This is a genomic window from Actinacidiphila yeochonensis CN732 (assembly GCF_000745345.1).
Lineage (GTDB): Bacteria > Actinomycetota > Actinomycetes > Streptomycetales > Streptomycetaceae > Actinacidiphila > Actinacidiphila yeochonensis.
The window spans coordinates 788,883-813,959 of the sequence record NZ_JQNR01000004.1 but is presented as its reverse complement, the minus strand read 5'-3'; the positions used below and the strand labels follow the sequence as shown (position 1 = coordinate 813,959).

Genomic DNA, 25,077 nt, shown 5'->3' with positions numbered 1-25,077 from the left:
GCGGGTCCGGCTCGCGGGTCCGGGGCGGTCCGGGCCCCGGATGGCCGCCAGACCGCGCGGGACCGGGGGCGCTGGGCGAGGCTGACGGGGACGACCCGTACGGAGGACGACCCCATGGCCCCCGGTCCGCCCGAAGCACCCGACCCCGTCGGCCCCGCCCCCGCCGTGCCGGAGCCCGCCGCCCTGCCGGACGGGGAGCTGCGCGCCCTGGACGCCCACTGGCGGGCGGCGAACTACCTCGCCGTGGGCCAGATCTACCTGATGGGCGACAACCCGCTGCTGGCCGGACCGCTGCTGGCCGAGCAGGTCAAGCCGCGGCTGCTGGGCCACTGGGGCACCTCGCCGGGGCTGAACCTGGTGTACACCCACGTCAACCGGGTGGTGCGCACCCGGGGCCTGGACGCGGTGTGCGTGTGGGGGCCGGGGCACGGCGGGCCGGCGGTGCTGGCCAACTCCTGGCTGGAGGGCAGCTACACCGAGACCTACCCGGACGTGACCCGGGACGCGGCCGGGATGGCCCGCCTCTTCCGCCAGTTCTCCTTCCCCGGCGGGGTGCCCTCGCACGTCGCCCCGGAGACCCCGGGCTCCATCCACGAGGGCGGCGAGCTCGGCTACGCCCTCTCCCACGCCTACGGCGCCGCCTTCGACAACCCGGACCTGCTGGTCGCGTGCGTGATCGGCGACGGCGAGGCCGAGACGGGGCCGCTGGCCGCGTCCTGGCACGGCAACACGTTCCTCGACCCGGTCCACGACGGGGCCGTCCTGCCGATCCTCCACCTCAACGGCTACAAGATCGCCAACCCGACGGTGCTGGCCCGCCTCACCGAGGGCGAGCTGGACGGTCTGCTGCGCGGCTACGGCCACGACCCGATCCACGTCGCGGGCGACGACCCGCTCACCGTCCACCGGCTGATGGCCGCCGCGATGGACACCGCCCTCGACCGGATCGACGCCGCCCGGCGCGCCGCCCGCGAGGGGGGTGCCACCGGACGGGTGCGCTGGCCCATGATCGTCCTGCGCACCCCGAAGGGCTGGACCGGGCCGAAGGAGGTCGACGGCCTGCCCGTCGAGGGCACCTGGCGCGCCCACCAGGTCCCGCTGTCCGAGACCCGCACCAACCCGGAGCACCGCGCCCAGCTGGAGGCGTGGCTGCGCTCGTACCGGCCCGAGGAGCTGTTCGACGCCGAGGGCCGGCCGCGCCCGGAGGTGCTGGCGAACGTCCCCGAGGGCGCCCGGCGGCTGGGCGCCACCCCGCACGCCAACGGCGGGCTGCTGCTGCGCGACCTGCCCACCCCGCCGCTGGAGGAGTTCGCCGTCCCCGTCGAGCGCCCCGGCACCGTCCTGCACGAGCCCACCCGGGTCCTGGGCCACTACCTGGAGCGGGTGATGGCCGACACCGCGCAGCGGCGCGACTTCCGCGTCGTCGGCCCGGACGAGACCGCCTCCAACCGGCTGGACGCCCTCTACGGCGCCTCCGGCAAGGCGTGGCAGGGGCGGACGCTGCCGGTGGACGAACACCTCGACCGGCACGGCCGGGTGATGGAGATCCTCTCCGAACACACCTGCCAGGGCTGGCTGGAGGGCTACCTGCTGACCGGCCGGCACGGCCTGTTCTCCTGCTACGAGGCGTTCGTGCACATCGTCGACTCGATGGTCAACCAGCACATCAAGTGGCTGCGCACCACCCGGCGGCTGCCCTGGCGGCGGCCCATCGCCTCCCTCAACTACCTGCTCACCTCGCACGTGTGGCGGCAGGACCACAACGGCTTCTCGCACCAGGACCCCGGCTTCGTCGACCACGTCCTCAACAAGTCCCCCGAGGTGGTCCGCGTCTACCTGCCGCCGGACACCAACACCCTGCTGTCGGTGGCCGAGCACTGCCTCCACTCGCGCGACTACGTGAACGTGGTCGTCGCCGGCAAGCAACCCTGCTTCGACTGGCTGGACATGGACGCCGCCCGGGCGCACTGCGCCCGCGGCGCCGGCATCTGGGACTGGGCCGGCACCGAGGACGGCAGCCGCGAGCCGGACGTGGTGCTGGCCTGCGCCGGCGACGTCCCGACCCAGGAGGTGCTGGCCGCCGCCCAGTTGCTCCGCCACCATCTGCCGCGGCTCGCGGTCCGGGTGGTGAACGTGGTGGACCTCGCCCGGCTGCTGCCCGAGGAGGAGCACCCGCACGGCCTGTCGGGCGCCTCCTACGACGCGCTGTTCACCCCCGACAAACCGGTCATCTTCGCCTACCACGGCTACCCGTGGCTGGTGCACCGGCTCGCCTACCGCCGCACCGGCCACCGCGACCTGCACGTACGCGGCTACAAGGAGATCGGCACCACCACCACGCCGTTCGACATGGTGGTCAGCAACGACCTCGACCGCTACCGGCTGGTGATGGACGTCATCGACCGCGTCCCCGGGCTCGCCGTCACCGCCGCCCCGGTCCGCCAGGTGATGGAGGACGCCCGGCTGCGCCACCGCGCCTGGGTGAAGCAGCACGGCACGGACCTGCCCGAGGTCACCGACTGGACCTGGGACGGCTGACCCGCCGCCGCGAGCGACAGGCACCGATCCATCGCTCCTGGCGGCGAGTCGACGACGGAAAGGCCGCCCCGTCCCCGGCCGGCAGTTGCGGGACAGCCCGTTGACCAGCGCCCGCGAGGGCAGGGCGGGCCGAGTCTCACACCGCCCGGAGCGCCGCCGTCACCGAGCGGATGAACGCGGCGGACGCCCCTGGCGCGGGCGGCAGTTCGGGGTTCCACGGGAGCACCCGGGCGTCGCGGGTGAGCCGTTGCCAGGCCGGCAGGTCGGCCAGCTCGGCGACGGGGACGGCGTTGGCGCGGCAGTCGGCGAGCACCAGCCGCGCCCCGGCCACAGCGTCGGCGGCCCGGTCCCAGTCCAGGGTCAGCCAGTTGACGCCCGGTCCCGGACCGGGGTCGGGCAGCGGCAGGCCGAGTTCGGCCAGACGGCGCAGCTCCGGCCAGGTGCCGGGCCTGGCCAGGTGCACCTGCTCCGGCCCGGCCGGGGAGAGCGCCACCGCTCGGGGCGCCCCGCCGCCGGCCACCGCTCCCCGCAACTCCTCTTCCGCCAGGGCCTGTTCGCCGGAGGCCGGATGCGGTCCGGCGCCGAGCACGCCGGCCAGCGCGGCGAACCGGCCGAGGATCTCCCCGAGTGAGGAGTCGCCGCTCACCCCCAGCGCCGCCAGCTGGACACCGGCAGCGCGCGCGGTCTCCTCGGGCAGTGCGTAGGACGTCTTGCCGTCGTAGGTGACGTCCACGACGAGGTCGGCGCCGACCTCTCGCAGCCGGGCCGCGTCCACGGCCGCTCCCCCGCCGAGGTACACGGCCTCGGCCAGGTCCAGGTCGCCGGTCTTGGCCGGGTCGGGGGCGTCCGCGGCGTCGTGCCCGGAGCCGTAGACGGCGACCGGGCGGATGCCGTACTCCCGTAGTGCCGCCCCCGCCCGCAGGTACGCCGCGACCCGGGGCGCTCCGGTGCCGCGCAGAGTGCGGCCGCGGTCGTCGGTGAACTCCCAGTCCTGCCCGCCGCCGGTGGTCATGTCCGCTCCCCCTTCGCCGTGCGCCGGGCCGGGACGTGCCGCGACCCGCCGCGCTGTCCTACCGCTCGCACCACCCTGCTCCCGCCCGGCCCGTCCCGACAAGGGCGCCGTCCGGGAGGCGATCGTTACCGGCCCGGCCCGGGGCGGGACGGGCGCGACGCGGAGCGGAGCGACGGTACGTTGTGGCCCGGGACCGGACCGCGGGGGCCGGCGGGCGAAGGGCACGGAAGTCGATGGCGCGGGACGGACAGGGCGGGCGGCGCGACGGCGGGCGGACGGCGCCGGGGCGGTCGGCAGGGGAGCCGCCGGCGGAGGACCCCGCGACGGCCGCGCCCTCCCCCGCGCCCGCGGAGGCTGCGGCTTCCGCACCCGCGGCGGGGGAGCCCGGTACCGGTGCCGGTGGGAGCACCGCCGTGGCGGCCGTCCCCGACGAGCCCGGAGGGCCGACGCTGGCCAGGGTGGCGGCGGAGGCGGGCGTGTCGGTGTCCACCGTCTCGAAGGTGCTGCACGGCCGCTCCGACGTGGCCTCCCGGACCCGGGCGCGGGTGCAGCGGCTGCTGGAGCGGCACGGCTACGCGGCGCGCGGCCGGGCGGCGCCCACCGGGCTGGCCGCCGGCGGGCTGGTCGACTTCGTGGTCGGCGAGCTGGACGGGCCGTGGGCGGCGGAGCTGGTGCGCGGCGCGGAGGAGGCGGTGCACGCGGCGGGCCTGGGCCTGGTGGTGTCGGCGGCGCACGGCCGGGGCCGGACCGGGCGGGAGTGGCTGGCCGCACTGGCCGCCCGGCCGACCCGGGGGGCGGTGCTGGTCGTACCCGAGCTGTCCGAGGCGGAGCGGGACGGGCTGCGGGAGCTGGGCCTGCCCTTCGCGCAGATCGCGCCGGCCGAGGAGCCGCCGGCCGGGGTGCCGTGGGTGGGCGCGGCGAACTGGTCCGGCGGGCGGGCCGCGACCCGGCACCTCCTGGGCCTCGGCCACCGCCGGATCGCGGTCATCGGCGGGCCGCCGCGCCGGCTGGCCTCCCGGGCCCGGGTGGACGGCTACCGGTCGGCGCTGGAGGAGGCGGAGCTGGCGTTCGACCCGGAGCTGGTGCGGTACGGCGACTTCTCCAACGAGCCGGCCCACCGCCACGCCCTGGAGCTGCTGGGACGGCCGGACCGCCCCACCGCCGTCTTCGCCGGCAGCGACCAGCAGGCGTTGAGCACCTACCGGGCCGCCGACCGGCTCGGCCTGCGGGTGCCCGGGGACGTCAGCGTGGTCGGCTTCGACGACCTGCCGTTCACCGACTGGGTGACGCCCCGGCTCACCACCGTGCGCACCCCGCTGGCCGAGATGGCGGCGCTGGCCACGGGCATGGTGCTCCAGCTCATCGCCGGCGAACGGCCCGCCTCGACCCGGATCGAGGTGGCCGGAGAACTCGTCGTCCGCGATTCCACCGCCCCACCCGTCTGAGCACGCGCCACCCCGCGTGAACGCCCGGGCCGGCCGCGCGCGGCTCACCCGTACGGCGTACCGGCCGGGCCGCGGCCGATGAGTCGGGGGCGACGGGACCGTCACCAGAGGTGATCCGCGGACGACGCGGGCGGACAACGACACGCAGTGCGACGGCACACAGACGACCGCGCCCCCGGCAGGCGCGCGCAAGGAGGCGGCACCGATGGCGACCAAGACGTTCGTGAACCTGCCCGTACGCGACCTGGACCGCGCGACGGCGTTCTTCCGCGCGCTCGGCTTCACCTTCGACCCGGACTACACCGACGCGAAGGCGGCGTGCATGGTGATCGGCGCGCACAGCTACGCGATGCTGCTCACCGAGCCGTTCTTCGCCACGTTCACCGACAAGCCCACGGCGGACGCGTCGGAGTCCACCGAGGTGATCGTCGCGGTGCTCCAGGACACCCGCGAGGACGTCGACCGGATCGGCGACGCGGCCCTGGCCGCCGGTGCGGCCCCCGCACGCCGGACCGCCGAGGAGAGCCCCATGTACACCCGCAGTTTCTACGACCTGGACGGCCACCACTGGGAGTTCTTCGCGGCCGGCCCGGCGTCCTGAGGCCGGGGCTGACCGCCGGCCCCGGGGACGGGCCGGCACGCGTGGACGTGCCGGCCGCCGATCCCGCGACGGCTCACCAGGCGGAGGGCCGGTAGTCCTTGAGGAAGCAGCCGAAGAGGTCCTCGCCCTGCTCGCCGCGCACGATCGGGTCGTAGACGCGGGCGGCGCCGTCGACGAGGTCGAGCGGGGCGTGGAAGCCCTCGGCGGCCAGCCGGACCTTGTCCGGGTGCGGCCGCTCGTCGGTGATCCAGCCGGTGTCCACGGCCGTCATCAGGATGCCGTCGGTGTCCAGCATCTCCTGCGCGCTGGTGCGGGTGAGCATGTTCAGCGCGGCCTTGGCCATGTTGGTGTGCGGGTGGCCCGGGCCCTTGTAGCCGCGGCTGAACTGGCCCTCCATGGCGGAGACGTTGACCACGTACTTGCGGCGCGCGGGCGACGCCGCCATCACCGGCCGCAGCCGGCTGACCAGGATGAACGGCGCGGTCACGTTGCACAGCTGGACTTCGAGCAGTTCCACCGGGTCGACCTCGCCGACGGTCTGCACCCACGTGTTGCTCGGGTCGAGGTCGGGCACCAGGCCGCCCGCGTCGATGGCGGTGCCCGCCTCGATCCGCGCGACCGTGGCGGAGCCGCTGACCAGCGCGAGTCCGGTGACGTCGGCGGCGGTCAGGCCGCCGCCGCGCGGTGAGGGCAGGGCGGGCGCGGCGGGCGCGCCGGAGCCGAAGGCGCCGAACACCTCGGCGGCCGGCAGCTGCCCGGCCGGCAGCGGCGCCGACTCGGCGGCGACGAGCTCGGCGTAGGCGCGCGGGGTGCGGCGCACGGTCTGGGCCGCGTTGTTGATGAGGATGTCCAGCGGTCCCTCCGCCGCGACCGAGTCGGCGAGGGCGACGACCTGGGCCGGGTCGCGCAGGTCGATGCCGACGACCTTGAGCCGGTGCAGCCAGTCCCCGCTGTCGGGCATGGCGGTGAAGCGGCGGATCGCGTCGTTGGGGAAGCGGGTGGTGATGGTGGTGTGGGCACCGTCGCGCAGCAGCCGCAGCGCGATGTACATGCCGATCTTGGCCCGGCCGCCGGTGAGCAGCGCGCGGCGCCCCGCCAGGTCGGTGCGGGCGTCGCGACGGGCCCGGTTCTCGACCGCGCAGCTCGGGCAGAGCTGGTGGTAGAAGGCGTCGACCTCGACGTAGCGGGTCTTGCACACGTAGCAGGAGCGCGGGCGCTGGAGTATGCCGGCCACCTCGGTGCTGACCGAGGGGGCGAGCTGGATCCCCAGCGTCTCGTCGTCGATGCGGTCGGCCGCGCCGGTGGCGGTGGACTCGGTGACCGCCTTGTCGTGCTCGGTCTTGGCGGCCCGCCGCTCCTGGCGGCGGCGCTGCTTCACGGTGCGGTAGATGCCGGCGGTGGCACGGCGCACCGCGATGGCGTCGGGGTGGTCGACGGGCAGCTCGTCCAGCTCGGCGAGGACGGCCAGGCACATCTCCAGTCGCGCCGGGTCGATCCCGGGCCCGTGGGCGGGATCGACGTCGTCGGCGTGATCGGCGTCCCCCGCTGCCGCCTCACCCTCCGCACCCACCGCGTCGACGGCGCCGTCGGCGTGCTCCGCGTACCCGGCGATGTCCTCCGGGTCCCGTGCGGGGGTGGCCGGGGCGGCGGCCGGGGCGGTCCCGCTCCCGCCGCCGGGTGCCGGATCGGCCCCGGGGCCGTGCAGGTCCTGAGTGGTCGCCGTCATCGCGGTGTTCTCCGTGCTTTCCGTGTGATCCCCGTGCGGGCCGGTGGCGGCGGCCCGGGTGGCCCCCTGCGCGTCGGCCCGTCCACCGGTCCTGTGCGGCCCGATCCGGGCGGGCGGTGCGGCGTCGCGGCCTCGCCCCCAGGGGCGGATTCTACGGGAGGTCCGGCGGGCACCTCCAAACCACGGCTGCGGCGGCCTCTCCTCGGACGGCCTCGGTTCGGCTGCGGCATCGCGGCCGACCGTCGGAGACGGCCCGCACCGGAGACGGCCCGCACCGGAGACGGAGACGTCATCGGAGACGGAGACAGAGACAGAGACAGAGACAGCATCGCAACCGGCACCGCAACCGGCACCGCAACCGGCATCGCGCCCGGAAGGGGGGCTCGGCGGTAGTCTCGGGGCGTCCCGAGACCGCCGGTGATCTTGTGGAGGTCCGCTTGCGTGCCGTGAGCCCGCTCGCCGTCCCGCCCGACGCGCCCTTCGGCGCCGCGAACCTGCCGTACGGGGTCTTCACCACGCCAGGCGACCCGAGGCGGCGGATCGGGGTCGCCTACGGTGAGCACGTCCTGGACGCCGGGGCCGCCGCCCTGGCCGCGGGCGCGCCCGCCGACCTCGCGGCGCTGCTGGCGGCGCCCTCGCTCAACCCGCTGCTGGCGGCCGGCCGCCCCGCGTGGAGCCGGGTGCGGGAGGCGCTCACGGAGTGGCTGACCGGGGCCCGTCACCGCGCCGCCGTCGAGCCGCTGCTGCTGCCGCGGGCCGACCTGGAGCTGCACCTGCCGTTCGAGGTCGCGGACTACGCCGACTTCTACGCCTCGGAGGCCCACGCGGCGAACGTCGGGCGGATCTTCCGGCCGGGCGCGGACCCGCTGCCGGCGAACTGGCGGCACCTGCCGGTCGGCTACCACGGCCGGGCCGGCACCGTCGTCGTCTCCGGCACGCCGGTGGTACGGCCGTGCGGGCAGCGCCGGGAGCAGGGCGCGGACGCGCCCTCCTTCGGCCCCTCGCGGCGGCTGGACTTCGAGGCCGAGCTGGGCTTCGTGGTCGGGGTGCCGTCGGAACGCGGCAGCCGGGTGCCGCTGGCCGAGGCGGACGCGCACGTCTTCGGGGTGTGCCTGCTCAACGACTGGTCGGCGAGGGACGTCCAGGCGTGGGAGTACGTGCCGCTGGGGCCGTTCCTCGGCAAGTCCTTCGCGACGTCCCTCTCCCCCTGGGTGGTGCCGCTGGACGCGCTCGCGCACGCCCGTACCGCGCCGCCGCCGCGCGACCCGCGCCCGCTGCCGTACCTCGACGACACCGGCGCCGAGCCGCCCGCCGGCCTCGACATCGCGCTGGAGGTGCGGATCAACGGGCACCTGGTCTCCCGCCCGCCGTTCTCCACGATGTACTGGACGTACGCGCAGATGACGGCCCACCTCACGGCGAACGGCGCCGGCCTGCGCACCGGCGACCTCTTCGGCTCCGGTACCGTCTCCGGACCCGCGCGCGGCACCCGGGGGGCGCTGATCGAGCTGGCCTGGAACGGCGCGGAGCCGTTGGAGCTGCCCGACGGCACCACCCGCTCGTACCTGCTGGACGGCGACGAGGTGGCGATCTCCGCCACGGCGCCCGGCCCGGACGGTGCCCGGATCGCGCTGGGCGAGGTCTCCGGCCGTATCCTCCCGGCCCGCTGACCAGGCACGGAAGGGAACGGAAGGCTGCGGCACGCACCGTGGGACGGCTTCGGCCGTGAGCGCGACCGCCACGCGGAATCAGGAGGCCGCCCGCTGCGTTGTCCACGACGCAACACGCTCACACGAGGACTGGAGGACGAGATGGCCGCGCAGACACAGAGGGCCGTCCTGGCGGGCGGATGCTTCTGGGGGATGCAGGACCTGATCCGCCGGCAGCCGGGCGTGACCGCGACGCGCGTCGGTTACAGCGGCGGGGACGTGCCCAACGCCACCTACCGCAACCACGGCACGCACGCCGAGTCGATCGAGATCCTCTACGACCCCGAGGTCACGGACTACCGGGCGGTGCTGGAGTTCTTCTTCCAGATCCACGACCCGACGACCAAGGACCGCCAGGGGAACGACATCGGCACCAGCTACCGCTCGGCGATCTACTACGTGGACGACGAGCAGAAGCGGATCGCCGAGGACACCATCGCCGACGTCGAGGCGTCCCGCCTGTGGCCCGGCACGGTGGTGACGGAGGTGGCGCCGGTCGGCCCGTTCTGGGAGGCCGAGCCGGAGCACCAGGACTACCTGGAGCGCTACCCCGACGGCTACACCTGCCACTTCCCGCGCCCGAACTGGCGGCTGCCGGCCCGCGCCAGGGACTGACCGGGGGCTCCGGCCCTGCCCGGACCGGACCCACGCCGGAGGGCCGTACGGATCTTCCGTACGGCCCTCTCGGCGCAGGTGCTCCCACGGGCTGGCGCCGCCGCCCCGCCGCCCGCCTCCGGGGCGAGGACGGTGGTCGAGCGGCCGCGCCGAGCGGTCAGCCGACCGGTACGGGCTGGGCTTCCGTGCTGCTCGCCGGGGCTCCCGCGCTGCCCGCCGGGGCTTCCATGGCGCTCGCGGGGCTCCCGCGCTGCCCGCCGGGGCTTCCGCGCTCTGCGCCGGGGCGCCCGGCCGGCTCGCCGGGGCGCCCGGGCCGGTCTTGACCGGACGGAAGGCGCTGTTCACGACGCAGCCCAGGTTCTGGTAGATGTCCACGTTCGTCTGCGGGTCCTGACCGGCCCAGTGGTACTGGCAGGCTCCTTCGATGAACCGGCCCTGGACCCCGCCGGGGAAGTCGATCTCCTTGTTCCACAGGTACTGCGACTGGATGCCGGTCATCCGCGCGGTGGCGTTCACGTCGATCCCGCCCGGCGCCTGGATGGCGTACACCCAACCGTCCTTCCCGCCCCCCGTGGCGAAGCCCTGCGCCACCCAGCGGTCGCAACTCGTGCTCACGTGCGCGGAGTTCTGGCCGCCGCCGCCGATGATCCACTTCGACAGCGGCGTCAGGTCGGTCCCCAGCGGGGTGAAGCCGCTCTGGAAGATCGCCTGCGGGTCGGGGCGGGTGTCGCCCCGCCACAGCGTGTTGACGTCGTGCCGCCAGTACCAGCCCTCGCGCACCGCCGCCAGGTCGACCTGCGGCTTGAGCGCGCGGTTCGTCGTCGTCAGGGACCACTCCGACGACTGGTAGCCGCCCGTCGGACCGCAGGGCCCGGTGTCACGGATCTGCTCCGGCGTCCCCGGGAAGGGCTCCGTGGTGGCGCTCGCCGAGGAGGCGAACGTCAACGAGGCGGCGACGAGGGTGGCGGCGGAAAGGGTCCGCAGCACGGTCTTGAACATGGTCGGGCCAGCTCTCACTCGGCGAACACAGCCCACGTTCCGTAGCCCGTGGACACGCGACGGCGGCACGGCGGCCGCACCCGCCACCCGCCTGGCCCCGCCTCTCACCCGTCCGGCGCAGGCAGGCGGGAGTATCGCGCATCGGGCCGGTCTGAGCCCGAACGGGACGCGTCCTCGACCGGTGTCCTCCGGGCTCAGGACCCGTACGCCTCCAGCTCGACCACCCGGGAGTAGGTCGGGCCCTCGTTGCCGGCGAGGGTGACCACGCGCAGGGCGGTGGCGGTCACCGGCGTGAAGGACGAGCCGGCCTCCCCGGCGGTGTTGCCCCGGACCCGGGCCACGGTCTGCCAGCCGCCGTCCGCCAGCAGCTGCACGTCCCAGTCGCTCAGCCCGTACTTCGCGGCCGGGTACGTGGCCGAGTCCAGGGTGTAGAGGTCGACCCGGCCGACCCGCTCGGGCTGGTCGAAGGTGGACTGGAGCCAGTCCGGGAAGGCGCCCTTGGTGGCGTCGTTCCACCCGGTGGAGGCTCCCCAGTGCGCGGAGTCGCGGTCGCCGTCGAAGGCCCCGCAGGCCGGGTAGGCGGGCAGCTTCTCCGAGGACGCCGAGACCCGGGTGTAGCGCAGCAGGTCGCCGCTGCTGTCCACCGGCGGCGCGGTGACGTGCACGGGTACCGCCAGCGAGGCACTGCCGGAGTGGACGGTGACGGTGTAGTCCCCGGGCGGTGTGCCGCGCGGGGCGGAGACCTGGACCCGCACCTTCAGGGTGTAGCCCGGGGGCAGGTAGCTGGAGACCAGCGGGCGGGAGACGGTCAGCGGCGCGGGCGCGGCCACGAAGGCGTCGGCGTAGACGGCGCTGCCGCCGGTGTTGCCGAACCTGAGCTGGAAGCCCTGCACCGCGCAGGGCACCGGGGTGACGGTGACCAGGCCGGTGTCGGTGCCGAGGGTGATGCTTTGCTTCGGTGCCGCCGAGGCGGTACCGGTCCCGAGGCCGGCCGCCAGCAGCAGCGCGGCGGCGAGGGCGGCGAGCAGGGCGAGGACGCGGCCGTGCGGCCGGCGTCTCCCCGGCGGTACGGCGGGCGCGGACGCCGTCTCGGACGGGCTGGGGGGCGCGGTGCTGACGGGTGGCATGGGCGGCTCCTCCTCGTACCGGTGCGCCCGGGACCCTGGGGCCCCGGGGCGGATGCGGACGGTCCGGACGTCAGAACGGGTGCGGGCCGGGCCCCGATCTGGCCGGGTTCGGCCCGGGATCAGCCCGGGATCTGGCCGGGTTCGGCCCGGGATCAGGCCGGGTTCAGCCCGGGGTTTCCGGCTTCGACGGTGAAGGACGTCAGGGTGCTGACGGGCGCGCCGGGCCGGTCGATGTAGGGCACCGTCCGGTAGTGGGCGGTCAGCTGTCCGGGGGTGAGGTCGACGAGGACGTAGCCGCGCCGCTCGTTGACGAGCTTCAGGTGCGGGTTGTGGTCGAGGAAGTTCCGGCCGTTGGCGGAGACGTCCATCCCGTTGCCGCCGCTGCTGATCGAGGTCGCGACGAGCTCCACGCCGATCGTCTGCGAGTCCGGGTCGGCGAAGTCCCGCTTCATGTCCAGCGCGTACGAGGCGTGGACGTCGCCGGTGACCACGACGGGGTTGCGGGCCCGCAGGCCGGCCAACCCGTCGAGTACCTGCCGCTGCTCGGCGGTGTAGCCGTCCCAGGCGTCCATGTTGTACGTGGGGGTGCCGCTCGCGTCCAGGTCCATCCGGCTCATCACGACCTGGTTGGCCAGCAGGTTCCAGGTCGCCTGCGAGCCGCGCACGCCGTCCAGCAGCCAGCGCTGCTGCTGGGCGCCGGCGAAGGCGCGGGAGGCGGCGTCGCGCTCCGGGTTGTCGGGCTTCCACATGTCGCCGTCCGCCTGGTCGGCCCGGTACTGCCGGGTGTCGAGCACGTTGACCTCGGCGAGCCGGCCGAAGGTGAAGCGCCGGTAGAGCATGTACGAGGGGCCCTGCGGGGCGGGGGTGCGCAGCGGCATGTGCTCCCAGTAGGCGCGGTAGGCGCCGGCCCGCCGGACGGTGAAGTCCTCCACGGGCGCGTTCGTGCGGGAGACCAGGCCGGCGTAGTTGTCCTGCACCTCGTGGTCGTCCCAGGTGCAGATCCACGGCGTGTTCTGGTGGGCGGCCCGCAGGTCGGGGTCGGACTTGTAGAGGGCGTACTGGAGCCGGTACCGGTCCAGGGTGTCGGCCTCGGTGCGGAACTGGTCGGGCACCGGGTCGGCGGTGGCGCGCAGCCCTCCGGAGGCGGAGATGCCGTACTCGTAGATGTAGTCGCCGACGAAGAGCACGGCGTCGGCGTTCTCGGCGGCCAGGTGGGCGTGGGCGGTGTAGTAGCCGTCGGGCCAGGACTGGCACGAGGCGACGGCGAGCCTGAGGTGGTCCACCCGGGCGTCGGGTGCGGGCGCGGTGCGGGTGCGGCCGACCGGGCTGAGGTACCCGCCGACCCGGAACCGGTACCAGTAGTACCGCGACGGGCTCAGCCCGCGGACGTCCACGTGCACGCTGTGGCTGAACTCCGGCTGGGCGGCGGCCTGCCCGGAGCGGACCACCCGCCCGAAGCCCTCGTCCTCGGCGAGCTGCCACTCCACGGTGACGGCCTTGTACGGCATACCGCCGAGCGGCTCGTAGGGCAGCGGCGCCAGGCGGGTCCAGATGACCACGGCGTCGGGCAGCGGGTCGCCGGAGGCGACGCCGAGGGTGAACGGGTCGCCGGCCAGTCCGCTGCCGGAGATGTCGGCGGCGGACGCACGGCCGGGCAGGTTGGTGGCGAAGGCGAGCGCGGTGGCCGCGGCGGTCACGGTGAGGAAGCGCCGCCGGGCCAGCCGGACGGCGGGACGGGGGATGCCGGAGTACGGGTCTGACGTGCTGCCCGTACCGGTCACGTCGGTCACGTCGGTCACGCGCGAAACTCCTCTGCCCTCGGGGAGTGCGGGCCGGGTTCGGCGTGGCCGGGGGCCGGCCCCGTCGCGTCCCGGTGGATGGTGGGTGGCCGGGAGGGACGCCGGAGGACGCCGAGCGGAACGGCACACGGCCGGAAGCCGCCCCCCACCCGCGAGTCCGAGCCTTTCCGGCTGAACACGCCCGAGCCTCCTGACGGGTCGCCGTACGACTCGTCACGCGACAAGGCGTCAGTCGCTGCACGTAAAAGCACAGGGGACGATCTATCAGGAAATATCACCGCCACCACGCGGGACGCGCACACCCGCCAACCGGACGGCCGAACCACGCCCCCTCACACCCGCCCCCAACACACTCCCAACCAGCACGAGGCCCACGGCGCGGACCGCACCCCGGTGTGCCGCGAGGAACCACCCGACCGTCCGCCGCAGCCAGGTCCGCCGCAGCCCGGTCCGAACGCGGGGCTGTCCTGTCGACCGTCCTCTCGTCTGGCATGGATCGAACGCAGCGCCTCCCGGAGGTCCGGAAGGACTTCCACGCGTGTCACAACAGCCGCGAGGTCGCGAAGCACCAGCCCGGAGGTGGGCCGCTGAGCGCCTGAAGCCCCGCCGTGAGGTCCCGGCCAGGACGGCCCCTCCCGGACGCCCTCCCGGCGCGACATGCCACGAGGTACGACAAGCCGGCGGTCCGCTACGGAGTGACCGTGCTGGTCCCAGCGATCAACGAGTGGCTATACACGCGGTCGCACCACGCCCTGTCCGCCCTGTCCGCCCTGTCCGCCCTGTCCGCCCTGTCCGCCCTGTCCGCCCTGTCCGCCCTGCACGATCCGCCCCTCTGGAGTTCCGTAGTACCAATAGCGCTCGGCTGGAGCCGGGGAGAGCGTGCCGGCAGCCAGATCGACCAGAGCTTGTGCCAGCTCAACAAGCGGAGCAGCGGCGATGTGTTCTGCACCGCGCAGGAAGCCTGTCGCGCTCTCCTCCAGCTCGGGCCAGGTCGAGACTTCGTCCCGGCTCACGCCGCCGCGGGCCTCGATCCGGCGAGCCGCCTCCACAACGCAGCTCAGGAGTACCTGTCGTTGCTCGACGGCGAAGGCGTCGAGCAGGACAGCGGAGCTGCTGCCCGTCAGTGCCTGAGTGCGGAGTTCCTGCTCCAACTCCGGCCAACCCGGGGGCCGCAGATCCGTCGGCATCTCCGCGGCAACTCGCGCCGCCTCGATGAAGAGGACCCCGAGCGCCACGTCATAGGCCCAGAACATCGCTTCACCGGCGATCACGGGCACAGTCCTGCTCAACCACACTCCTCTCCCAGCCGATCGCTTCCAGCACCAGTCATGGCTCATCGGCTCAGGCACTTACCCCGGTCGGCTCATCGCGCCTTCGGACGTCGACCAGCACTTCGCAACAGATCCAGAACGGGCGGCAAGCCGGGTCCCCCGGGCTACCGCCGGGGCGTCAACAGGCGGAACTCGTTGCCGTCGGGGTCGGTCATCGTCACCCGGTCGTCCTCGTCCCGGACGGTGCCGATCAGCGTGGCCCCGAGGGAGAGCAGGCGGTCGGCTGCTGCCCGCAGGCCGCCGGGCGCGGACGGAACGAGGTCGAGACGCAGCCGGTCCCTGCCCGCCCTCGGCATCAGCGGCGGACCGCCCCAGGTGATCTTCGAGCCGCCGTGCGGGGAACGGATCGCGGTCTCCTCGTCCTGGTCCCAGACCAGCGGCCAGCCAAGGGCTTTGCTCCAGAAGTACCCGACCGCCTGGGAGCCGTCACAGGCCAGCGCGCCGACGAGGCCGCATCCGGCGAGGAAGGCGTTGCCCGGCTCGATGACGCAGAACTCGTTGCCCTCAGGGTCGGCGAGCACCACGTGGCCCTCTTCGGGGCGTTGCCCGACATCGGTGTGGTGCCCGCCGAGTGCCAGTGCCCTGGCCACAGTCTGCCGCTGGTCATCCGGCGAGGTACTCGTCAGGTCGAAGTGCGACCGGTTCTGCCCGGCCTTCGGTTCCCGGCTGGGGAGGAAGCGGATACGGAACCCGGTGTCGCCGCTCGGCAGCAACTCGACGGTGCCGTCCGGATCGTCGGCCGTCTCCCAGCCCAGAAGCCCGGACCAGAACCGGGCGAGACGCGACGGCTCAGCCGCGTCGAGGCAGACCGCGAACAGTTGGCAACTCATTACCTGGTACATCTCCGATCCACTGGCTGACCGTCCTCGGGAGGGCGCCCTGCCTACCCGACGGAGGCACCCTAGAGCTGACCCGATGTCACCCGCACCCGGGTTTCGGACGGCCGCCTCCCCGTTCAGATGCCCGGCCCGGAACGGCACGTCGTACGTCGCCCCGTCGGGCAGCCAGGGCGACAGCCTCGCGCGGATCAGCGGATCAGCGGATCAGCGAGCCGGCCTTGGACAGGTCCCGCTCAGGGCCGGCTCGGCCGTGGCCCCCGCCCCGGCGCTCACTTCGCCTTGCCGTGCCGGCCGACCGCCCGCGCCAGGCTCCAGGTGAGCAGTGCCGCGGCCGCGACCGGGACGAACCACCAGGCCGGTACGCCCGCGTGGGCCAGTGCGGCGGTGACCGCCAGCGCCGCGACGACGCCGGCGAAGAGCCGCCAGTCGTCGCCGATGAGGAGGTCGCGCCAGAAGGCTCCGAACACTCTCAGGGCACGCATCAGCCGGCCACCGCCCCTTCCCCGCGCCGGGCGCGGACGCGCCGCAGAACCGCCACCGCCGCCAGTGAGAACGCGGCGGTGAAGCCCAGCACGACGAGCAGGGACACGTCCTGCCCGGGCCAGTGCGCGCCGGCGCCCTCCGCGCCCCAGAAGCTGCCGAACGACGTGAGCATGACGGCGACGGCGAACTTCATCGTGTTCTCCGGCACCCTGGCCAGCGGCGCCCGTACGGCGACGCCGACCAGGGCCACGGTGATCACCGCGACGGCGGCGGCCAGGGCGGCGAGCGGCACGTCGCCCTGGTTCGCGCCGAAGGTGAGCACGATGAAGACCACCTCGAACCCTTCGAGCAGCACCCCCTTGAAGCAGAGCGTGAAGGCGTACCAGTCCGTGCCGCCCGAGGCCCGGCCGCCCGCCGCGCGGGCCTCGGCGAGGTGGCGGTCGTAGATCTCCGCCTCGTCGTGGACGGCCTTGAAGCCGGCGGCCCGCAGCACCGCCTTGCGCAGCCACTGCAGGCCGAAGACCAGCAGGAGTCCCCCGACGACCAGCCGCAGCGCGTCCAGCGGGACGCGGGTGAGGGCCGGCCCGAGCGCGGCGACCACGGCCGCGAGGACCACCAGGGCCGCCGCCGCACCGCGCAGCGCCGACCGCCACCCCCGCGACACCCCCATGGCCAGCACGATCGTCAGGGCCTCGACGGCCTCGACGGCGCAGGCGAGGAAGACGGAGGCCAGCAGGAACAGCACCGTCACCCGCACCACCTCCTCCCCCGCACCGGGCGGCTCTGGACGGACCCCGACGTCGTACCCCGCCGGGTCCGGTCCGCACCGCTCGCGGCTGTGGTTCCGGGATGCGTGAGGCGGGCCGGGCCCTGGGGTGTCGGGTCTGGGGGCAGCCTACCCCTTGCCGTCTACAGCTACGTAGACGTATTCGCGAGGTGCGACACAGCGGTGCGGCCGGGCGGGTGAGCCGGGACAGCGGTGCCCCGGCTCACCCGGTGGAACCGCCTACCCGGTGAAGGAGTCCCCTGTCACCGTCACCTGGCGTCCCTGGGGCGTGTCCTGCGCGGTGGTGCTGAGGCAGGACCCGGAGGCGGGGTCGGTGACGGTGGGCAGGCCGCCGGTGTAGGTCTGGCCGGCCTCCGTGCCCGAGGGCCGCCCGTAGGTGACGGTGACCTGCTGGGAGCAGCCGGCGGTGAGGTAGGGCTCGATGAAGCCGCCGTCGGAGGCGCGGAAGCGGCCGGAGGTCGACGGGAGGCTGAACGAGCCGATGTGGGCGACGGCGGCGCCGGTGCCGCCCTCCACCACGTCCCCGGTCATGAGCTGCGTGTCCCCGGTGGTGCTCGCCAGCTTCAGTACGAGGTCGTACTCGGTGCCCGGGGTGTAGTCGAACTGGACCGCGCAGCTCACCCCGGCTCCGCCGTCGGCGCCGTAGGAGCAGTGGTCGTCGTCGGTCGTGGCGGCGGCGTTGAAGGAGCTGAAGACGGCCTGAAGGCGCGGCTGTCCGTCCGTCTGCGGCTTCGGCTGGAGGCCGGCGTAGGGGCGGGTGCCGGATTCGAGGGTGGTGTAGTAGGCGAAGTAGATCCCTGCGGCGTCGGGCGCGGCGTCGACGGTCAGCGGCAGAGTGAGTTGGCTGACGGGCGTGGGCGCCCCGGTGCTCCAGCCGGTGGTGGGGGTGGAGGCGAAGGACTGTCCGGTCATGGCCAGCCCGAACGCGGCGGCGGCGGTGGCGACCACTGCGGCCCGTACGGCGGTGCGGCGGCGGGTGGAGGTGAGCGGGAAGCGCATGTCTGCTCCTCACGGGAGGGGGTTGGGGCGTGGGTGCGGGAGTGGCGCTGAGCCGGGCGCGCGGGCAACCCCTTGTGCGCCCGGCCGTCCCCGCGGCCCCGGCGCGCGGGGGTGCCTGCGCGCCGGGGCCGCGAAGCCGCGGGTGGGGTGGTGGAAACCGGTCAGCGGACCTGGTGGCGGTCGAAGTACGCGCGCAGCGCGCCGTCGAGCGGGGGCACGTCACGGGGGGTGCCGCCGTCCCGGAGGGAGGCGGTCGCCCCGGCTCCGGCCGCCACGGCCATCCGGGCCGCGACCGGGGAGGTCCGGGTCGGGCCGCCCTCGCGGGCGAAGCGCAGGAACTCGTCGACCAGCAGCGGGTCGGCGCCGCCGTGGCCGCCGTCCTCCTGGTCCGGCACGCGGTACTCGGCGTCGGCGTCCGCGCGGTGGGTGGAGCGGCGGCTGTTCCACACCCGGACGACGGCGCCGGGGCCGTCCCCGACGTTCTCCAGCCGGCCGGCGTCACCGATGACGGTGTAGTTGCGCCAGTAGTCGGGGGTGAAGTGGCACTGCTGGTAGGCGGCCAGGACCCCGTTGTCCAGGCGCAGGTTGACCAGGGAGACGTCCTCGACGTCGATGACGGGGTTGAGGTCGCGCTGGGTGTGCGGCGGCCAGTGGCCGTCCCTGGTGTACCAGTCGTCGGTCTTGGGTTCGCCGGGCGCGCGGCGGTGCGGGTTGGCGCCGTAGACCATGAGGTCGCCCATGGCCTGGACGCCGCTGGTGTAGCCGCCGGCCAGCCAGTGGACGACGTCGATGTCGTGCGCGGCCTTCTGCAGCAGCAGGCCGTTCGCGCGGGCGCGTTCGGCGTGCCAGTCCTTGAAGTACCAGTCGCCGCCGTACCCGACGAAGTGCCGCACCCACACCGTCTTGACGGTGCCGATCTCGCCCCGCTCGACGGCCTCGCGCATCAGCCGGACCACGGGCATGTGCCGCATGTTGTGGCCGACGTAGAGCCGGGTGCCGGTCTCGTACGCGGTGCGCAGGATGCGGTCGCACTTCTCGACGCTGACGTCCAGGGGCTTCTCCACCAGCACCGGCTTGCCCGCGGTCAGGGCCCGGCAGGCGAGGTCGGCGTGGGTGTCGTCCGGGGTGAGGACGAGGACGGCGTCGACGGCCGGGTCGTCCAGGACCGCCGAGGCGTCGTGGACGGTACGCACCCCGTCGAGGTCCTTCTCCGCCTTCAGCCGGGCGGCCGGGTCGGGGTCGGCGACGACGGTGACGGCGGCGCCGGCTCCCGGCCGGTGGGCGGTGCGCGCGAGTGAGGCGCGCAGCCCGTAGCCGAGGACGCCGAGGCGCAGGTCGGGCGGGGTCACGGTGGGCCTTTCGGGGGCTGGTTCGGCGATGCCGGGGCTGGTTCGCCGGCGCTGGGGGCGGCGGGCGGGAGCGTCACGGCATGACCCGCACGGTGGACAGGCCGACGGCGCCGCTGTCGGCGGTGACGCGCACGTAGCGGGCACGGACGCCCAGGTGCGTGAGCAGGCTCGGCTCCAGCACCGTGCCGGAGATGCGCACCGTCCGCGCGCCGCTCAGGTCGGGGGTGGTGGCGAAGGTGACGGTGACGTCGTGCGTGCCGGCGGCGGAGTCGTTCCACAACTCGACGGAGCCGATCGGGCGGACGGCACCGAGGTCCACCTGCCACCACGCCCCGGGGGCGGAGGTCGTCGAGCTCTGCGTGTTGTTGTCGCCGTCCAGCGCGAGGTCGGCGGTGGCGGTGCCGGACGTGGCGGACTGGGTGGCGGTGCCGGTGCGGGCCCAGTCGGTGCCGAGCTGTTCGACGGGACCGCCGTCGGCTCCGGCGCGGGCGGCGGTGGCGACGGCGGCGGGCGGCAGGACCGTCAGCCGGGTGTGGTCGTCCAGGGTGGAGCCGACGCCGGCGGGCGCGGGCGCGTCGCTGTCGGTCCAGTTGCCGGAGGCGGTGTTGTCGATGCCGTAGTCGGCCCAGTTGGAGACGTACTTGCCGGGGAAGCGGGTGAGGACGTTGCCGGTGACGTGGATGTACGAGGACTGCTCGTCGAGGTAGACGGCGTTGCCGTCGTGCTGGGCGCTGCCGTAGCCGACGCGGTCGACGTAGTTGCCGGCGATGACGGTGCCGGGCTGGGCGCCCTGGGTGTAGATGGCGCCGCCGTCGTGCATGCCGGCCGCGGCCTGCATGACGTCGGTGATCCGGTTGGCGGTGACGCGGTTGTCGTGCAGCGCGGTGCTCTGGGCCTGCGGCTGGTCCCAGCCCCAGCCGACGGAGACCGCCGAGTAGGGCAGGTGCTCCAGGGTGTTGTGGTCGACCGTCAGGCCGGCCTCGTAGCCGGCCCAGACGCCGACGGCGTCGGTGTACTCGGTGCCGGCGTGGTCGATGGTGTCGTAGGCGACCGTGTTGTCCCGGCCGGCGAGGTCGGGGGCCGGGTCCGGGTCGGTGTCGCCGACGTAGAGGGCGCCGGAGGACAGGTCGGTGAAGGCGGAGTGGAGCACGGAGGTGTCCTGGGTGCCGGACTCCAGGACGGCGCCGGCGCCGCCGAGGTGGCTGAAGGCCGCGTGGTCCACGGTGACGTGCCGCCCGTGGCTGATGGTGAGCGCGGCGGCGGGCTTGGTGTAGTAGCTGCCGGACTGGTCGGCGGGCCCGGTGGTGCCGGTGAGGGTCAGCCCGGCCTGGGTGCCGGCGTACCCCTCTCCGGTGCCGGGCTGCCGGTAGGCGGCGTACTCCAGGGCGATGCCGGTCAGCCGCAGGTCCTGGGCGTGGTCGAGGGTGACGAGCTGCTCGGTGGCGGGGGTGACGGCGTCGGCGTGCCGCATGTCCTGGCCCGCGCGCGGCAGGTAGGTGAGGGCGCGGGTGCCGGAGTTGAAGGCGAACTCTCCTGGCGTGTCGAGGAGTTCGGGTGCGTTCTCGAACCAGGAGACGCCGCTGTAGCGGCTGGAGTCGACGGTGGTGGTGTCCCATGCGGGGCCGGTGCGGCCGGTGCCGCTGGAGGAGTTCGCCCAGCAGGGCTGGACGAAGCTGATGGTGTCGCCGGAGACCCCGGAGACGCGGCAGTGGTAGTCGCGCCAGCGGACCTTGATCACGGCTGTCACGTCGGTGGGGTCGCTCCAGCCGGCGATGCCGGTGGCCCGGGCGCCGCTCATGCCGGCGGCGGTGGCGTCGCAGACGCTCGCCGCGCACGCGCCGCCGCGGGCGGGTACGGCGCGCTGCCCGTCGACGAAGAGCTGCTGGGCGTCCACGCCCTCGGGGACGGTGGTGCTCCAGGTGCCGTTCGCGCCCGGCGTCCAGCCGTTCAGGGCGGCGCCGCCGGAGAGGACCGGACGGGCGCCGGGCGCGGCGGCCCAGGTGACGGTGTGGCCGTCGCGGCCGGAGTCCTGGGGGCCCAGCGCCAGGGGCGCGGCCATCCGGTAGGTGCCGCCGGCCAGTTCGACCCGCACGTCCCTGGTCATACCGTCGGCGGTGGCGGCGCGGACGGCGGCGCGGGCGCCGTCCAGGGAGCAGGGGCGGGCGGTGGTGCAGGCGCCGCCGCTGCCGCCGGGCGCGGCGTGGACGACCAGGGGGGCAGGGGCGACGAGGGGGCTGCCGCGGCGGGGGCGGCGGGCAGCGTCCAGGGGGCGGCGAGGGCGGCCAGCGCCCCCAGGGTGACGGTGGCGGCGTTCGCCCGGGTCAGGCGACGGGTCATGGCGTGGCCTTCCAGTCGGGGTGGCCGGGCATGGGCGGGTTGACGGCCCCGAAGAGCCAGTCGCGCAGGAACGCGTCGAGGGAGCGGTCACCGGTGGTGCGCACGACGTGGGAGATGAAGTCCTCGCTGCCGGCGTTGGAGTCCCGGTGCAGGCTCGGCCACAGGCGCATGACGTGGTCGAAGGCGGCGCGGCCGATCCGCTGGTCCAGGGCGAAGAGGACGAGAGCGCCGCCGTCGTAGATGTTGGTGCCGCCGAGCGCGTCGGGCAGGCCGGGCGGGCCGTCGGCGGCGCGGACGGCGTCCAGCGTCCCGTAGACGCTCCGCATCTTCGCGGTGAGGTCGGACCAGCCGTGCTCGTCGGCGTAGCGGGCGGCGTAGTAGGTGGCCGGGCCCTCGTTCAACCACGCCTGCTGCCAGTCGGAGGGGGTGACGCTGTCGCCGAACCACTGGTGCGTCAGCTCGTGCACCATGGTGTCCTCCCACGTGGGGTTGCCGTTGGCGTCCGGCTTGAACCAGTTGGTGCCCATGAGGGTGAGGGTCTGGTTCTCCAGCGCGTCTCCGTAGCCGCCGTAGATGTGGACCCCGTAGACGGAGAACGGGAAGCGGCCGAACAGGGCCTCGGTCCAGGCGAGATGGTCGGCGGTGCGGGCGACCACGGGGGCGTAGGTGTCCTCCTGGCCCTGCGGGACGATGTGCCGCAGCGGCAGGCCGTTGTGGGCGGCGCCGTACAGGTAGGTGCCCTTGACGACGGCGATGCCGCACAGTTCGGTGGGCATCCGCTCGCGCAGCGCGAAGTGCCACACGGTGGAGCCGTCGGCGCGGGGGGTGCGGTGGGTCAGGACGCCGTTGGCGGCGGCCACGTAGCCGGGCGGCGCGCTGATGTGGAACGTCCAGGTGGCCTTGTCCGACGGGGTGTCGTTGCAGGGGAAGAAGGTGTCGGCGCGGGACGCCTGCGCGGCGCAGGCGAAGCCGCCGTCGGCACCGAACACCCAGCCGGACAGGCCGCTGTGATGGCCCTTGCCGTTGCCGTGGTAGCGGACCTCGACGGTGAAGGGGCGGCCCTCACGCAGCGGGTGGCCGGGGGTGACCGTCAGCTCCTGGCCGCTGAGTCCGGCCGACAGCGTCCAGGCGGCCGGGCGGCCGTCGACGGTGAGGGCGTCGACGGTGTGGCCGTCGCTGTCGAGGTTGAACGAGGACAGGTCCTGGGTGGCCTCGGCCTGGAGGGTGATCACGCCGGTGTAGTCGTAGACGGCCGGGGTGAAGTCGAACTCCAGGTCGTAGTGGATCACTTGGTATCCGCCGTTGCCCAGGTCGGGGAAGAGCGGGTCGCCGGCGCCGGGGGCGCCCGGCTGGGGGCCGGCGGAGGCGGCGGGGCGGGCGCCGCGGTGGCGGGTCCGGCGAGCGCGGGGACGGCGCCGGCCGCGGCGGCGGCGCCCAGTGCCAGGGCGGCGCGGCGGCTGGGCCCGCGGCGGGCGGGGCGGCCGGCGCGGCCCCGGGGCTTCGGGCCGGGATGGCTGCGCGGTCCGCAACCCGACCTCCGGCGGCGTCACTTGGCGGCCCCCTTCGAAGATGTGGCCTTCTTGCCCTGCTGCGCGGCCTCCTCGAACTCGTTCCGCGCCTGCTCACCGCCGGCCGCGAGGTAGTCGCGGGTCAACTGCTTGTAGGAGGAGACGGGTTTGCGTCCGCTGATGATGTCCTTGATCCCGTCGCCGGCCAGCGTGGCCAGGCTGCCGGTCGCCTTGGAGTCCCAGGTGGGCGAGGAGTAGCCGAGGGTGGGGTCGGCGATCATCATCGGCACCATCTCGGCGTACGCCTCGTGGACGTAGTCGACCGGGTTCTTCCCGGCGGCCATGAAGACCGCGGGGGTGCCGGAGGCGATGAACTTCCAGGGCACGGCGGCGTCGAGGGTGCCCTTGCCGGTGAGGGCGGGGTTTCCGCTCTTGTCGCGGGTGAAGTCGGTCCCCTCGACACCGTAGTTGATGAGGGTGTACTCGGTGCTGCCGAAGGGCGAGGCGGCGAAGTCGGCCAGCCGCAGCAGTTGGCGTACGCGCTCGGGCGAGGACTTGCGGAAGTGGGTCACCGACAGCGCGACGTTGTCCGTCCACACCACCGCCTTCGGGCCGAACGGCCGGATGGGGCGCGGGTCGTAGGAGGGGTCGACGGCGCGCATGGCGTCGTAGTAGCCGGTGCTGGCCGTCATGTAGCCGGGCATGCCGTCGTAGACGTAGGCGGCCTTGCCGTTCTTGAACAGGTCGGTGTACTTGGCCTTCTGGGTGCCCGTCATGCCGAGCGTGCCCGGGTAGTAGCAGCCGGCCTTGTACAGGGTGCGCTGCACCTCGACGGCCTGCTCGAACTCGGGTGTCTCCAGCTGGTGCTGCCACTTGCCCGTCTTGGGGTCGACCCGCCAGGACTGCGGGGCGCCGGCGGACATCGCCACGAGGTTGCCGACGGTCGCGGAGATGGCGTACTCGTCCTTGTCCGGCCGGGTCAGCGCCTTGCAGAGCTCGACGAACCGGTCGAGGTCGGTGATCTGGTCCAGGTCGGTGACCCCGGCCCGCGCGAAGAGGTCGTGGCGGTAGACGCCCGCGCCGCCGGTGCCGTAGCGGGCGATGGGGACGCCGTAGAGCTTGCCGCCGAAGATCACCGTCTGCCAGGCGGACTGCGGGATCGCGGCCAGGTTCGGGTACTCCTTCACCTTCTCCCCCGCCAGGAACGGGGTGAGGTCGGCGCAGGTGGCGTCGAGGAAGGCGGCCCGGTTGTCGACTCCGCCGCTCTCGGGGTACATGAAGACGTCCGGCAGGTCGCCGCCGGCCACGAAGGTGGAGAACTTCGTCGGGTAGTCGTCGGCGGGCACGCCGGTGACGTCGACGGTGCCGCCGAGCAGCTTCTCGATCGCCTGGTAGGCGGCGTTCCTGGAGCGGGCCGCGGCGGGCGGCGAGTAGGTCTCCATCACCACCTTGACCGGGTCCGCGCCGGCCAGCGGCCGGCCCGTGGTGGCGCGGACCGTCTGGGCCGGGTAGCGGTAGAAGCCCTGCGGCACGCCGGCGGCGGTACCGGGCAGATCCGGCCGGGGACCGTCGCTGCGCAGCGTCGTCGTCGGCAGCAGCCGCGAGTCGTGCGCCTCGGCCTTGGCGGGGGGCGCGCCGTCGCCGCAGGCGGCCAGGAACGGGGCGGCGGTTAGGCCGAGTGACGCGCCGGCGCCGATCCGCAGGACGGATCGTCTGTCGATCGGGTTCGAGGAGGACACGGGGTCTTCTGCTCCTTCGGTCCGGGAGGGGTTGGCGGGGCGGGGCGTTGCGGGCACGGCGGAGGAACGGCGGTCGCGGACACCGCCGTTGCGGGGTGCGGGTGAGGACGGGGAGCGGGGTGGTGGAGCGGCCG

At 74.4% G+C, this 25,077-nt stretch carries 19 protein-coding genes and 1 pseudogene; 5 read left to right on the top strand and 15 right to left on the bottom strand.

Annotated features, from left to right (window positions below; all coding sequences use genetic code 11):
* Positions 1 to 114 precede the first annotated feature (114 nt).
* Complete coding sequence (locus BS72_RS10155) at positions 115 to 2,538, top strand: phosphoketolase family protein (RefSeq protein ID WP_051950898.1); 2,424 nt, start codon at positions 115 to 117, stop codon at positions 2,536 to 2,538.
* 136 nt (positions 2,539 to 2,674) lie between these two features.
* On the opposite strand, the gene BS72_RS10150 is transcribed toward BS72_RS10155, so the two are convergent.
* Positions 2,675 to 3,550 (bottom strand): hypothetical protein, encoded by an 876-nt coding sequence (locus tag BS72_RS10150; RefSeq protein WP_037908802.1) that lies wholly within the window; start codon positions 3,548 to 3,550, stop codon positions 2,675 to 2,677.
* A 413-nt stretch (positions 3,551 to 3,963) separates the two neighbouring features.
* Between BS72_RS10150 and BS72_RS10145 the strand changes: the two genes are divergently transcribed.
* Together BS72_RS10145 and BS72_RS10140 are read left to right on the top strand one after the other, a co-directional pair.
* Positions 3,964 to 4,995 carry a LacI family DNA-binding transcriptional regulator gene (locus tag BS72_RS10145; RefSeq protein ID WP_232792311.1) on the top strand — a complete coding sequence of 344 codons (1,032 nt, stop codon included), beginning with the start codon at positions 3,964 to 3,966 and terminating at the stop codon, positions 4,993 to 4,995.
* Positions 4,996 to 5,200: 205 nt separating this feature from the next.
* Positions 5,201 to 5,596, top strand: a complete 396-nt coding sequence (locus BS72_RS10140; protein WP_037908800.1) for a VOC family protein — start codon at positions 5,201 to 5,203, stop codon at positions 5,594 to 5,596.
* Between the two features lie 73 nt (positions 5,597 to 5,669).
* On the opposite strand, the gene BS72_RS10135 is transcribed toward BS72_RS10140, so the two are convergent.
* The gene (locus BS72_RS10135) at positions 5,670 to 7,070 is read right to left on the bottom strand and encodes an SDR family oxidoreductase (RefSeq protein WP_051951014.1); all 1,401 of its coding nucleotides are present in this window, start codon (positions 7,068 to 7,070) and stop codon (positions 5,670 to 5,672) included.
* Between the two features lie 698 nt (positions 7,071 to 7,768).
* On the opposite strand from BS72_RS10135, the gene fahA reads away from it, so the two are divergent.
* Both fahA and msrA read left to right on the top strand, forming a co-directional pair.
* Positions 7,769 to 8,992: a fumarylacetoacetase gene (gene fahA, locus BS72_RS10130; RefSeq protein WP_037908798.1), complete on the top strand. Its 1,224-nt coding sequence runs from the start codon at positions 7,769 to 7,771 to the stop codon at positions 8,990 to 8,992.
* A 141-nt stretch (positions 8,993 to 9,133) separates the two neighbouring features.
* Entirely contained in the window at positions 9,134 to 9,646 is a 513-nt protein-coding gene (gene msrA, locus BS72_RS10125) for a peptide-methionine (S)-S-oxide reductase MsrA (RefSeq protein WP_037908797.1), read from the top strand.
* A 456-nt stretch (positions 9,647 to 10,102) separates the two neighbouring features.
* Here msrA and BS72_RS39825 read toward each other — a convergent pair.
* From BS72_RS39825 to BS72_RS10065, 13 genes and pseudogenes are all read right to left on the bottom strand, one after another.
* Positions 10,103 to 10,645: pseudogene (locus BS72_RS39825) on the bottom strand (scabin-related ADP-ribosyltransferase); the annotation flags it as partial.
* 194 nt (positions 10,646 to 10,839) lie between these two features.
* Positions 10,840 to 11,772 carry a discoidin domain-containing protein gene (locus tag BS72_RS10115; RefSeq protein WP_051950897.1) on the bottom strand — a complete coding sequence of 311 codons (933 nt, stop codon included), beginning with the start codon at positions 11,770 to 11,772 and terminating at the stop codon, positions 10,840 to 10,842.
* A 152-nt stretch (positions 11,773 to 11,924) separates the two neighbouring features.
* On the bottom strand, positions 11,925 to 13,571 hold the full coding sequence (locus BS72_RS10110; RefSeq protein WP_232792310.1) for an alkaline phosphatase D family protein: 1,647 nt from the start codon (positions 13,569 to 13,571) through the stop codon (positions 11,925 to 11,927).
* Between the two features lie 728 nt (positions 13,572 to 14,299).
* A complete protein-coding gene (locus BS72_RS37130; protein WP_198545839.1) occupies positions 14,300 to 14,860 on the bottom strand; it encodes a hypothetical protein in 561 nt (186 codons plus the stop codon).
* Positions 14,861 to 15,006: 146 nt separating this feature from the next.
* Complete coding sequence (locus BS72_RS10100; RefSeq protein WP_037908793.1) at positions 15,007 to 15,732, bottom strand: VOC family protein; 726 nt, start codon at positions 15,730 to 15,732, stop codon at positions 15,007 to 15,009.
* 278 nt (positions 15,733 to 16,010) lie between these two features.
* Positions 16,011 to 16,223: a hypothetical protein gene (locus BS72_RS10095; protein ID WP_107498722.1), complete on the bottom strand. Its 213-nt coding sequence runs from the start codon at positions 16,221 to 16,223 to the stop codon at positions 16,011 to 16,013.
* A complete protein-coding gene (locus BS72_RS10090; RefSeq protein ID WP_051951013.1) occupies positions 16,223 to 16,975 on the bottom strand; it encodes a COG4280 domain-containing protein in 753 nt (250 codons plus the stop codon). The genes BS72_RS10095 and BS72_RS10090 overlap by 1 nt, the downstream gene beginning before the upstream one ends.
* Positions 16,976 to 17,230: 255 nt before the next feature.
* Complete coding sequence (locus tag BS72_RS10085; protein WP_051950894.1) at positions 17,231 to 18,010, bottom strand: hypothetical protein; 780 nt, start codon at positions 18,008 to 18,010, stop codon at positions 17,231 to 17,233.
* A 161-nt stretch (positions 18,011 to 18,171) separates the two neighbouring features.
* Complete coding sequence (locus BS72_RS10080) at positions 18,172 to 19,359, bottom strand: Gfo/Idh/MocA family protein (protein WP_037908788.1); 1,188 nt, start codon at positions 19,357 to 19,359, stop codon at positions 18,172 to 18,174.
* 73 nt (positions 19,360 to 19,432) lie between these two features.
* On the bottom strand, positions 19,433 to 21,463 hold the full coding sequence (locus BS72_RS10075) for a galactose-binding domain-containing protein (RefSeq protein ID WP_232792309.1): 2,031 nt from the start codon (positions 21,461 to 21,463) through the stop codon (positions 19,433 to 19,435).
* Positions 21,460 to 21,696 (bottom strand): hypothetical protein, encoded by a 237-nt coding sequence (locus BS72_RS38015; RefSeq protein WP_232792308.1) that lies wholly within the window; start codon positions 21,694 to 21,696, stop codon positions 21,460 to 21,462. The genes BS72_RS10075 and BS72_RS38015 overlap by 4 nt, the downstream gene beginning before the upstream one ends.
* Positions 21,693 to 22,985, bottom strand: coding sequence for a M1 family metallopeptidase (locus BS72_RS10070; protein WP_232792307.1), 1,293 nt, complete (start codon positions 22,983 to 22,985; stop codon positions 21,693 to 21,695). Before BS72_RS10070 ends, BS72_RS38015 begins: the two co-directional genes overlap by 4 nt.
* Before the next feature lie 257 nt (positions 22,986 to 23,242).
* Positions 23,243 to 24,943, bottom strand: coding sequence for an extracellular solute-binding protein (locus BS72_RS10065; RefSeq protein WP_037908786.1), 1,701 nt, complete (start codon positions 24,941 to 24,943; stop codon positions 23,243 to 23,245).
* Between the last annotated feature and the right edge of the window lie 134 nt (positions 24,944 to 25,077).

Excerpts from the sequence above, each read along its gene's own strand:
- BS72_RS10155 (WP_051950898.1), top strand. The coding sequence starts at position 115 with ATGGCCCCCGGTCCGCCCGAAGCACCCGACCCCGTCGGCCCCGCCCCC.
- BS72_RS10150 (WP_037908802.1), bottom strand. The coding sequence starts at position 3,550 with ATGACCACCGGCGGCGGGCAGGACTGGGAGTTCACCGACGACCGCGGC.
- BS72_RS10140 (WP_037908800.1), top strand. The coding sequence starts at position 5,201 with ATGGCGACCAAGACGTTCGTGAACCTGCCCGTACGCGACCTGGACCGC.
- BS72_RS10135 (WP_051951014.1), bottom strand. The coding sequence starts at position 7,070 with ATGTGCCTGGCCGTCCTCGCCGAGCTGGACGAGCTGCCCGTCGACCAC.
- msrA (WP_037908797.1), top strand. The coding sequence starts at position 9,134 with ATGGCCGCGCAGACACAGAGGGCCGTCCTGGCGGGCGGATGCTTCTGG.
- BS72_RS10115 (WP_051950897.1), bottom strand. The coding sequence starts at position 11,772 with ATGCCACCCGTCAGCACCGCGCCCCCCAGCCCGTCCGAGACGGCGTCC.
- BS72_RS10100 (WP_037908793.1), bottom strand. The coding sequence starts at position 15,732 with ATGAGTTGCCAACTGTTCGCGGTCTGCCTCGACGCGGCTGAGCCGTCG.
- BS72_RS10095 (WP_107498722.1), bottom strand. The coding sequence starts at position 16,223 with ATGCGTGCCCTGAGAGTGTTCGGAGCCTTCTGGCGCGACCTCCTCATC.
- BS72_RS10085 (WP_051950894.1), bottom strand. The coding sequence starts at position 18,010 with ATGCGCTTCCCGCTCACCTCCACCCGCCGCCGCACCGCCGTACGGGCC.
- BS72_RS10075 (WP_232792309.1), bottom strand. The coding sequence starts at position 21,463 with ATGACCAGGGACGTGCGGGTCGAACTGGCCGGCGGCACCTACCGGATG.
- BS72_RS38015 (WP_232792308.1), bottom strand. The coding sequence starts at position 21,696 with ATGACCCGTCGCCTGACCCGGGCGAACGCCGCCACCGTCACCCTGGGG.